Origin of the sequence: Burkholderia sp. D-99 (assembly GCF_011605345.1) — a bacterium.
Classification (GTDB): Bacteria; Pseudomonadota; Gammaproteobacteria; order Burkholderiales; family Burkholderiaceae; genus Burkholderia.
Map to the genome: position 1 here is coordinate 22,605 of NZ_JAAOXM010000025.1, position 10,360 is coordinate 32,964.

The window sequence follows — 10,360 nt, forward strand, 5'->3', positions numbered from 1 at the left end:
CCTGCCGCACGTCGCGGCAAGGCATGCGACAAGCCGCACGAAGGCGGCCCGCAGCAACAACGTCTTTGGGGAGAATGACCATGAACAAGATTCGTACGATCCTGGTGGGTGCTGCACTGACGGCGATGGCGACTTCGGCTGCGTTTGCACAGACGGCACAAACCGGTGCCCAGGGTTCCGCAGGTGTCGGCGCGCAGGTTCAGACGCCGCTGCTCGGCGGTGGCGTGGGTGTGCAGGGCGGTGCCGGCGCGAATGCGGCAGGTTCGGGCAACGTCGTTGGCGGCGCGCTGAACGGTGTCGGCAAGACGGTCGGCGGCGTGGGTTCGGCGGCCGGCAACGCGGTTGGCGGTGCGACGCATGCGGTCGGTTCGGCAGCGGGCACGGCGAAGGATGCGGCCGCATCGGCCGTCCACTCGACGAAATCGCACGTGAAGCATGTCGCAGGCACGGCGAAGAGCCACGCGCAAGGCGCGGTGTCGACGGCAGGCGACGTCGCGGGCGGCGCGAAGGCAAAGGCCGGTGAGGCGCTCGAAGGCGCGACGAACTCGGTGCAGGGCGGCGCATCGGTCGGTGTGAAGGGTTCGGCGTCCGCGCAAGGCGGCGCGCTGTAAGCGTCACGCTTCCCGACAAGGCCCGGCCCGCTTCGATGCGGGCCGGGCTTTTCTATTGGTGCGCACGGCGCGCCGTTCATCACATCCTCGATACAGGGATGCGTCGACGTTTGCGACCGATCCGGCGACGCGACGCGCACGGGCGCCTTGCCCGATACCCGCCGGCACGCGACCGCAACAAGCGGCGTGCGCGCCCCCTGCCCATTGCCCGCCCGCCATGCTTAAATAGCGGGGCTCCCGGTTGCCGGGCCGCCGGGATCGCGGCGCCGGCCGATACGGGCAAGCATGTCCGATCGACATCGTGACGACAGACGACACCAAAACGCCGTTCCGGCCCGTCCGGCGCGGCCCGATAACATTCCGAGGCATCACGTCATGACCATCCTGTTCCGTCTTCTCGCGCTCGCCTGCGCGCTCTGGCTGGCCGCCTGCGCAGCGCCGCCCCCGCCGTCGGCCAGCACCGGCGCGTCCGCCGCCGCACCGGACGCGAGCGAACGCCGCGGGCTCGGCACCGCGTGGGGTGAGTCGGTGCGATCCGAAACCCGCCAGGTCGAATTCGAACGCGCGGATCCGGCGAAGCCGACGGATCACGCGTCGGTCTATTACAACGATGCGTTGCCCGGACATCCGTCCGCATCCCAGGTTCGCCGGTTGCCGACCCGCGTCGCGCTCGCCAACGGCGACATCGCGCTGTCGTTTACGGACGAAAAGGGTGCGCCGCTGCGTCTCGCGCGCAGTGACGGCCGCTGGCACATGGCGGGCGTCGAAGGTTCGCGCTACATGATCGTGCTGCGCAACCAGGGGCGCCGTACGTTCGAAGTCATCTCGACCGTCGACGGGCTCGACGTGCTGTCGGGGCGGCCGGGCAGCTATACGAATGGCGGTTACGTGCTGTATCCGGGGCGCACGCTGACGATCGAGGGCTTCCGCAAGAGCCGCGACGAAGTCGCCGCGTTCCGCTTCGCGGCGGTGCCCGACAGCTACGTCGCGAACTCGAAGTACGGCGATGCCGCGAACGTCGGCGTGATCGGCGTCGCGCTGTTCGCGCAGAAGGAGAACGAAGAGGAAGCGCTGCGCCGCAACGCGAATCCGTTCCCCGGCAATGACAACGGCTATGCCCCGCCGCCGGTACCACGCGGCGAGTGACGTTGCGTCGTGGATCGGCCGCGTGCGTCGCAGCGAACGATCCACGCGGGGCGATCCTGAATCGGGGCTGCCCGCACGGCATGCCGGCGCATACGATGGACTTCACGACAATCCTGCGCGATTCATGCGGACACGGATCAGCCCGACGAAATCACTGATGGCGTTGAAGCTCGCGGCGCTGGCGCTGCTGGCCTCGAATGCGGCCGTTGCCTTCGCCGAAACGCCGGCGCCCGAATCGGTGCGCCTCGCCAACGGTCATGAGATCGAATGGTCGAGCCCGAAGTTGTTCGAGGTCGATGCAGCCCGCCACAAGAAGTCGGCACTGATCGTGCCGGCCGCGCTGCGCCGTGCGTTGGCCGATGCATCGAGCGTTGCATTTCCGTCAGACCGCTCGAAGCGGATCGGCGGCAACGACTATCTGCTGGTCGTCGTCAACCGCTCGTCGAGCAGCCGTCCGACCGGATATTGCGGCGCTGGCGAAGAAGGGGCGCTATACGTGCTGGAACTGCGCGGCACCCGTGCGGTGCCGCGTTTCTCGCTGCCGGTTCAAAGCTGCCTCGACTCCGTTTCGCTCGAAACCGATGGTGGCGCGCAATCGCCCTACCTGGCGATCGCGTGGCGCGACGACCCGGCCGGCATCGACATCCGGTGGGAATATCTCGCGCACGGTGGCGCAATGCATCGTGTTTATCGTTTCGCGAACGGCACGTTTGTCGAGGCCGAGGTTCCGCAGTAACGCGGTCCTGCCGCGGTACGATGGCCATTCGAGGTCGCATCGCGTGCTTCCCCACCTTCAGGTTCGACGGAGAGCCTCATGTCGCTACCCGCTTTCAGGTACCATCCCGACCCGCTGGCAACGGGCAGCGTGATCCGCTCGGACGCGCGCTGCGTGTGTTGCGGCGAGGCACGCGGCTACGTGTACGCCGGCCCCGTGTATGCGGTCGACGAGTACGAGCAATGCATCTGCCCGTGGTGCATCGCCGACGGTTCGGCGCACGCGCGGCTCGCGGCAGACTTTACCGACACGGACGGCATCGGCGGCGGCGAATGGGACGAAGTGCCCGACGCGGTCGTCGACGAAATCGCTTGTCGCACGCCGGGCTTCCAGGGCTGGCAGCAGGAACGATGGTGGACGCATTGCGGCGATGGCGCGCAGTTCATCGGCCGTGCGGGTGCCGGAGAACTGAGCGCACTCGGCCCGCAGGCGGTCGCGTCGATTCGGGAATCGACCGGACTCGACGAGGGCGCCGAGTGGGAGCGTTTCCTTGCCGCACTCGACAAGGATGGCTCACCGACCGCGTATATGTTTCGCTGTATCCATTGCGGCGAACTCGGCGGCTACCAGGATTGCGACTGACGGCCTGGCTGGCGGCATCGCACGGCGATTGCAGGCTTTATCGTCATGAAACAGAGGAATCTTCGTGAAGTTCATCCACGCGGCAGACATACACCTTGACAGCCCGCTGCACGGCCTGAGCGCGTATCCCGACGCGCCGGCCGCGCAGTTGCGCAACGCGTCGCGCGAGGCGCTGCGGCAACTCGTGGATCGTGCGATCGAAGAGGAAGTCGCGTTCCTCGTGATTGCCGGCGACCTGTACGACGGCGACTGGAAGGACCACAACACGGGCATCTTCTTTGGCCAGCAGATGGGGCGCCTGCGCAAGGCGGGCATCCGTGCGTTCGTGCTGGGAGGCAACCACGATGCCGAAAGCGAGATGACGAAGAAACTGACGCTGCCCGACAACGTTACCGTGTTCGGCCACCGCAAGGCGGAAACCCACAAGCTGCCTGAATTCGACGTCGCGCTGCACGGGCAGAGCTTCAAGGACAAGGCCGTCGTCGACAATCTCGCGATCGGCTATCCGGACCCGGTGCCCGGTTACTACAACATCGGCGTGCTGCACACGGCGCTCGAAGGTTATGCGGCGCACGCGAACTATGCGCCGTGCACGCTGGCCGAACTCCATGCGAAAGGCTATGACTACTGGGCGCTCGGCCACGTGCACGAATTCCAGCAATGGTCGGGGCCGTCCACGGTGGTGTTTCCCGGCAACCTGCAGGGGCGCCATATCCGCGAGACCGGCCGCCGCGGCGCGGTGCTCGTGACGGTCGAGCAGGGCCGCACGCAGGTCGAGCGTCTGTATCTCGACGTGCTGCGCTGGGAAGCCGTGTCGGTCGACGCGTCCGATTGCCTGACCGTCGCCGACCTGTCGAGAAAGATCGGCCAGTCGCTGGAAGCGCTGCTGACCGTCGACGGCCATGTGCCGCGCGCGGTGCGCGTGACGGTCACGGGGCGTACGCCCGCGCATGGCCTCTTTTTCGGCCGCGCGCCGCAGTTGCGCGCGGAGGTGCTGAACCAGATCGGCATCATCGGCAACGAGCGGCTGTGGCTCGAGAAGGTCCGGCTCGCGACGTCCGCGGCCGATCATCAGCCGGGCGAAAGCGAGCAACTCGAAGCGCTCGAGGACCTGAAGCAGATCCTGGCCGACGCCGCGCGCGATCCGGATTTCCTCGAGCTGCTCGAACGCGACCTGAAGCCGTTCGTCGGCAAGGTGCGCAGTGACGTGAAGGAAGAGGTGCCGTTGTTGACGATGGCGCGCGCGGGCGAGCTCACGGCACTCGTCGAGCAGGTCGGGCCCGCGTTGCTGGCGCGGCTGGCGAGGGGGGAGTAAGCGATGCGGATCAACCAGCTCGATTTGATCAAGTACGGCAAGTTCACCGACGAGACGCTGCGTTTCCCGTCGGCTGGCGAGGATTTCCATGTGATCGTGGGGCCGAACGAGGCCGGCAAGTCGACGATCCGCACGGCGGTGTCGGAACTGCTGTTCGGGATGAAGCTGCAGACGCCGCTCGATTTCCTGCACAGCACGCCGGAACTGCGGATCGGCGGCGTGCTGGGGAGCGGCACGGGCGAACTCGCGTTCCATCGCGCGCGCGGGCGCAGTCCGCTGCGCACGCCCGCCGACGACAAGTTGCCCGACGACTTTCTGGCCGCCGTTCTCGACGGCGCCACGCGTGAATTCTTCGAGCAGATGTTCGGGCTCGATCACGGGCGTCTGGTGGACGGCGGCCGGAGCATCCTCGACGCATCCGACAAGCTCGGCCAGGTGCTGTTCGAATCGGCTGCCGGTGTCGGCAGTCTCGGGCCGGTGCGCGAGGAGCTCGATGCGCGTGCGGTCGAGCTCTGGGCGCCGCGTCGCAGCGGCAGCGCGTTCGCGCTCGCCGAAACGTCGTTCAACGAAGCCGTGACCGAACTGAAGACGGTTCAGGTGCGCACGCGCGACTGGGTCGAACGCAAGGACGCGCGCGAAGCGGTCGAACAGCAGATCGAGCAGGCGCGCGCGGAACAGCGCCGGCTCGAAACGCTGCGCTCGAAGCTCGAACGCGTGCGACGGTTGGCGCCGTACCTCAAGGAGCTGATGGTCAAGGACGCGGCGCTGACGGAACTGGGCACGGTCGTCGAGTTGCCGCCCACCGCGTATGCGGATCTGTTGAAGGCGCAGGGCGATCTCGCGGCCGAACAGAAGGTGCTCGAGGAACGGCGTGCCGACCTGCTCGCGAAGCGGCAGGCGCGCGAGGCGATCGACGCCGACGCTGACACGCTCGCACTCGAAGCCGACATCGAAGCGCTCGATCGGCTGCGCGGCACGTGCATGAATCACGCGCAGGATCTGCTGCTGCTCGGTGCGGACGTCGAGCGGCACCTGTCCGCCGCGTTCGCAGCGGCCGCCCAGCTCGGCTGGCCGACGGACGAAGCGTCGCTGCGTGCGTCGCTGCCGACGGCGCTGTCGTTGAAGACCGTTGCAAACCTGTTGCGCGAACACGGTGCGCTGCACCAGGCGCTGGCTGGCGCGCGCGAATCGCTCGACGAACGCACGCGCGAGCTCGCGCAGGTGCAGGAACAACAGGCGCGCCTGTCGACCGTCGAGGTGCCGGAAGCGTTACGCGCGGCGTTGGCCGATGCGCAGGGGTTTCGCAACAGCGGCCAGCGCGAGCAGGCGCTCGAACAGGAAATCGCGGCCGCCGAACGCACGCTGTCCGGCGCACTCGATGCGCTCGGCCAATGGCGCATGCCGGTCGACACGCTGCGTGCGCTCGACGTGCCGTCGGCGGCGCGGCTCGGCGCGCTGCTGAAGGAAGACAGCGAACGCGCGAGCGCGGCCGCCGCTGCACGCGACGCACGGGACGGCGCGCTCGAAGAGCTCGAGCGGCTCGAACTGCAGGAGAAGCACTTCGCGGAGAACCACAAGGTCGTCACGACCGCCGACGTGCTGGCGGCGCGTGCGCGGCGCGATGGCGCGTGGGGCGATATCCGCGGCGGCGCGGTCGATCTCGTCACGGGCGCCCCTGCGCTCGACGATGCGATTCGCCTGGCAGACGAACTCGTCGATGCGCAGCTCGGCGCGACGCAGGCGGCGGCGACGTTGCAGTCGCTGCGTCAGCAAGTCGAATCCGCGCGTGCGGGCGTGACGCGCAGGCAGGCCGCGCTGGACGAGCGCGAGCGTGAACTCGCCGCGCATCGCGACGCATGGGCCGCGCTCGCGACGACGGCCGCGGTGCCCGGCATGCCGCTGGCGGCGATGGGCGACTGGCTTGCGAAGCGCGACACGGTGTTTGCCGCGCACACCGATCTCGACCGCCAGCGACGCGAATTCGACACGATTCGTGCCGCGCGGGCCGGTGCCGAAGCCGCGTTGCGCGCGGCGCTGCGTACCGTGTCGCGAGGCGGCGAGTCGGACGGCCTGGCGGCGCTCGTCGCGATCGCCGAGACCTTCGTACAGTCGGCCGAGAAAGCGCTCGCGCAACAGGACAGCCTCGAGGAGCGCGCGCGGGAAGCCGAACGCGGATGCGCGACGGCGCAATCTCGCGCCGGCCACGCGCAGGCGGCCTACGATGCGTGGCACGCGCAATGGCGCGACGCGCTGGCCGACGCAAAGCTTTCCACGAGCGCTGCAACGTTGGCCGCGGCGGAAGGTGCGCTCGGGCTCGCCAACACCGTGACGGCCGAACTGGCCGATGCCGACGCGCCGCGCAACCGGATCGCCGCGATCCGGGCGGAACTGGACGCACTCGAGGCGGGCGCACGGCGGCTTGGCGCGGCGCTTGCGCCGGAATGGCTGACGAGCGGCGACTGGCCTGACGTCGCGCGTCGGCTGACGATGCGTCTCGCCGCCGCCAGGGAAATCGCGCGTGCCATCGGTCGTGCCGACGAGGCCGTGCGGCAGGCCGACGGCAAGGTCGCGGATGCCGCCGCCGCGGTAGCCGGTGCCGATGCACGCGTCCAGCCGCTGCTGCAACTGGCCGGCGTCGTGTCGATCGATGCAGCGCTGCCGCTGGCCGAACGCTCGGACCGGCAGCGCCAGCTTCGGCAGGCGGTCGATGCCGCGCACGAGGCACTGGTGCGCGATGGCGACGGCCTGTCCCGCTCCGCCGTCGAAGCCGAAGTTGCGGAGCAGGACATCGCCGACGTACCGGCGCACCTCGAAGCGGTGAAGCAATCGCTCGGCGATGTCGGCAAGCGGCTGAACGAGCTTTCACAGCAGCAGGTCGTGGCCGATCAGGCGTTCGGCGCGATCGACGGCCAGGCGAACGCGGCCGTTGCCGAGTCGAAGCGGCAGGAAGCGCTGGCGGCGATGGGCGACGCGGCCGAACAATACCTGGAGGCGGCCACGGCGAGCCGGTTGCTGAAGTGGGCGACGGATCGCTATCGCGACCAGAAACAAGGGCCGATGCTCAGGCGCGCGGGCGAAATCTTCGCCGGGCTCACGCTGGGTGAATTCGCGCGACTGACCGTCGATACCGAACGGACGCCGCCTGCGCTGTATGCACGGCGGACGCAGGGAGCGTCGGTCGAGGTTGCCGGATTGAGCGAAGGGACACGTGACCAGTTGTTTCTCGCGCTGCGGATCGCGGCGCTGGAGCTGCAGCTCGGCAGCCGGACCGCGCTGCCGTTCGTGGCCGACGACCTGTTCATCAACTTCGACGACGCGCGCGCGAAGGCTGGCCTCGATGCGCTGCGCGATCTGTCGACGCGAACCCAGGTGCTGTTCCTGACGCACCACGACCACCTGCTGCCGCTCGTGCGGGATGTATTCGGCGCGCGGGTCAACGTGGTCGAGCTGCAGCGCGCACCGGTGAGCGCGTGACGCGGGGCGCGCCGGGATGTCGGCGCACGGGCGCGGTCATCGCGTACAGGTAGTATGTGCGGTTCCGAAATGCCCGCGGCCGGTTCTGCCGGTTGCGGGTATGGCCATACGAGGGGGGAAATATGAAAAAGCTGGTAGCCGCCATTGCGTTCGCGGCGGACAAGCATCGCAATCAGCGGCGCAAGGACGAAGACGCGTCGCCGTACATCAATCATCCGATCGCGCTCGCCGACGTGCTGGCCAACGAGGCCGGCGTCGAGGACGAGCGGGTGATTGTCGCGGCCGTGCTGCACGACACGGTCGAGGATACGGAGACGACCGAGCAGGAACTGCTGCGGCTGTTCGGCAAGGATGTGGCGGACATCGTGATGGAAGTCACCGACGACAAGTCGTTGCCGAAGGAGGAGCGCAAGCGCCTGCAGGTCGAGCATGCGGCGACCATCAGCCGGCGCGCGAAGCTCGTGAAGCTGGCCGACAAGATCTGCAACCTGCGCGACATCGCACGGCATCCGCCCGCGGACTGGCCGCTCGAGCGCAAGCAGGCGTATTTCGACTGGGCGAAGTCGGTCGTCGACCCGATGCGCGGCGTGCATCCCGGTCTCGAAGCAATCTTCGACGCTGCCTACGACGCACGGCCGGCGGACTGAGGCGCCCGCATGCGATCGGCCCGATCCGTCGGATCCGCCACGCGGCAATCGCCGGCCGTGGCGGGTGTCGACGTGGGTGGCGAAAAGAAGCAATGCGATCTCGTGATCCTGCGCGGATCCACGGTCGTCTATCGCGAAGCGCGGATCGCACCCGAGGCGGTACCTGCGCGGTGTCTCGCCCATGACGTCGTGGCTGTCGGTGTCGACGCACCGAGCCTGTGGTGGTCGGGGAGCGGGCGCCGGGCGGCTGAACAGGCGCTCGCGCGCGAACGGATCTCATGCTTTCCCACGCCGTCGAGGGAGCAGGCGGTCGCGAGCACGTCAGGCTTCTTCGACTGGATGTTCATGGGAGAGCGCGTCTATCGCGCACTCGCGGACGCTTATCCGCTGCTGACCGGCGCGCGCTATGCGGGCGGCCGAGTGAGCTTCGAAACCTATCCTTATGCGATCACCTGCGCGATGCTGGGCAAGGCCGTTGCGTCGGCGAAGCAGAAACGCAACCAGCGCCGGCAGTTGCTGGAGCGACTGGCGATCGACGTGTCGACGCTGAAGTCCGTCGATGCGCGAGACGCGACTCTTTGCGCGTTGACGGCGCAATACGTCATCGACGGGAAGGCACACGCGTATGGCGATACGGAGGGCGGATATATCCGCGTGCCGATCGTGAGCGAGACGATCGTTCTCGACACACTGTAGCTGTGCCGCGTGTCCCGAGTGAGGCGCGTCGCGAAAAGGTGAGCTTTTGCGGGAGGGAGGTGGCCGGTGTGTCGACGAAGGCGTCAGGCTGCGATCGCCGGCCGTCGAACATCGGAATACTGGCGCACACGACATGACGCCGGTGCGCTACGCGATCCCGAGCGGCGTTGCTCAATCCTCGAGGATGGCTTTCGGCACGCTGGCCAGATCGCAGGCTTGCGCCTGTTCGAAGTAGCCTTCGGCGTCGTCGATCATCACGACTGCGACGTCGATCAGCTCGTCGAGCCGTTGCAGCAGCGATTCACGCCACTCGATGTCTTCGTCGCGCTCGGGCGTCTTGTCCAGTTGCTCGATGATCGAGTCGGCCGTCTGCAGGAAGGGAATCGCCTGCTGATAGTTTTCGATCGAGACCATCGCCGCGTTGCGTGCGCCGACGAGTCGCTCGCGGTGCTCGTCCGCCAGCTCGGATTCGCCGCTGATTCGCGGCAAGACATCCGAGATGCGTTGCAGAAGCGGCGGAGCCTGTTCTTCCAGGATGATGGCGCGCTCGCGCAGCGCTGCATATTCGTCGCGAAGGTCGGCGTCGCCGGGTTGAGTGGTGCTGTCCATCGTGGATATGAGTGCGTGGTTCGGTCGCGGCATGATACTCGACAGCACCGGATTCCTTGCCCGTTCCGCTTCCTTCTATATAGGGGGACGAGAGGCATACGTCACATCAATGGATGGCCGCCCGCGTTGCGATGCGCGGCCCGTCGAGCCCGAAGCCCCCGTGCGCGTGAGCGCACGGGGGCTTTTTCAAAATATTTTCACAAAGGGGCTTGCGTAGATGGGGGCGGGTGCTTAGAATCACGCCTCTTTCGCGCTAACGGAAACGCGGCGCGGAAGAGGGAAGCAGGGTTGGCGGTGTGCTGCAGTCTGGAGCGCGCAACTGGCCTAGAAGTTGAACCCCGCAGTCGCAACGATGTAGTTCAAAAAGTTGTTGACGAGCTGCGAAACACGGTTCATAATCTCGCTTCTCTGCTGCTGAAAACGCAGCGCTGCTGAGAAACACGAAGTTCCTCGCAGAATGCTCTTTAAAAATTAACAGCCGATAAGTGTGGGCGCTTGATGGCAG

9 protein-coding genes are annotated in these 10,360 nt (G+C 67.4%); 8 read left to right on the forward strand and 1 reads right to left on the reverse strand.

Going from position 1 to position 10,360, the window contains the following annotated elements:
* The first annotated feature begins 80 nt into the window (after positions 1–80).
* The 8 genes from HAV18_RS39410 to HAV18_RS39445 all read left to right on the forward strand — a co-directional run bounded on the left by HAV18_RS39410 (position 81) and on the right by HAV18_RS39445 (position 9,246).
* The gene (locus tag HAV18_RS39410; protein WP_166966386.1) at positions 81–611 is read left to right on the forward strand and encodes a hypothetical protein; all 531 of its coding nucleotides are present in this window, start codon (positions 81–83) and stop codon (positions 609–611) included.
* A 375-nt stretch (positions 612–986) separates the two neighbouring features.
* Complete coding sequence (locus HAV18_RS39415) at positions 987–1,757, forward strand: hypothetical protein (protein ID WP_166966389.1); 771 nt, start codon at positions 987–989, stop codon at positions 1,755–1,757.
* A 157-nt stretch (positions 1,758–1,914) separates the two neighbouring features.
* The gene (locus tag HAV18_RS39420; RefSeq protein ID WP_166966391.1) at positions 1,915–2,493 is read left to right on the forward strand and encodes a hypothetical protein; all 579 of its coding nucleotides are present in this window, start codon (positions 1,915–1,917) and stop codon (positions 2,491–2,493) included.
* A gap of 78 nt (positions 2,494–2,571) precedes the next feature.
* Positions 2,572–3,114 (forward strand): CbrC family protein, encoded by a 543-nt coding sequence (locus HAV18_RS39425; protein ID WP_166966393.1) that lies wholly within the window; start codon positions 2,572–2,574, stop codon positions 3,112–3,114.
* A 64-nt stretch (positions 3,115–3,178) separates the two neighbouring features.
* Positions 3,179–4,429: a DNA repair exonuclease gene (locus HAV18_RS39430; RefSeq protein WP_166966395.1), complete on the forward strand. Its 1,251-nt coding sequence runs from the start codon at positions 3,179–3,181 to the stop codon at positions 4,427–4,429.
* A 3-nt stretch (positions 4,430–4,432) separates the two neighbouring features.
* The gene (locus tag HAV18_RS39435; RefSeq protein ID WP_166966397.1) at positions 4,433–7,903 is read left to right on the forward strand and encodes a YhaN family protein; all 3,471 of its coding nucleotides are present in this window, start codon (positions 4,433–4,435) and stop codon (positions 7,901–7,903) included.
* 122 nt (positions 7,904–8,025) lie between these two features.
* The gene (locus tag HAV18_RS39440; protein ID WP_166966399.1) at positions 8,026–8,550 is read left to right on the forward strand and encodes an HD domain-containing protein; all 525 of its coding nucleotides are present in this window, start codon (positions 8,026–8,028) and stop codon (positions 8,548–8,550) included.
* 9 nt (positions 8,551–8,559) lie between these two features.
* On the forward strand, positions 8,560–9,246 hold the full coding sequence (locus tag HAV18_RS39445) for a DUF429 domain-containing protein (RefSeq protein ID WP_166966401.1): 687 nt from the start codon (positions 8,560–8,562) through the stop codon (positions 9,244–9,246).
* A 171-nt stretch (positions 9,247–9,417) separates the two neighbouring features.
* On the opposite strand, the gene HAV18_RS39450 is transcribed toward HAV18_RS39445, so the two are convergent.
* Positions 9,418–9,855, reverse strand: a complete 438-nt coding sequence (locus HAV18_RS39450) for an ATPase (RefSeq protein WP_164462949.1) — start codon at positions 9,853–9,855, stop codon at positions 9,418–9,420.
* Between the last annotated feature and the right edge of the window lie 505 nt (positions 9,856–10,360).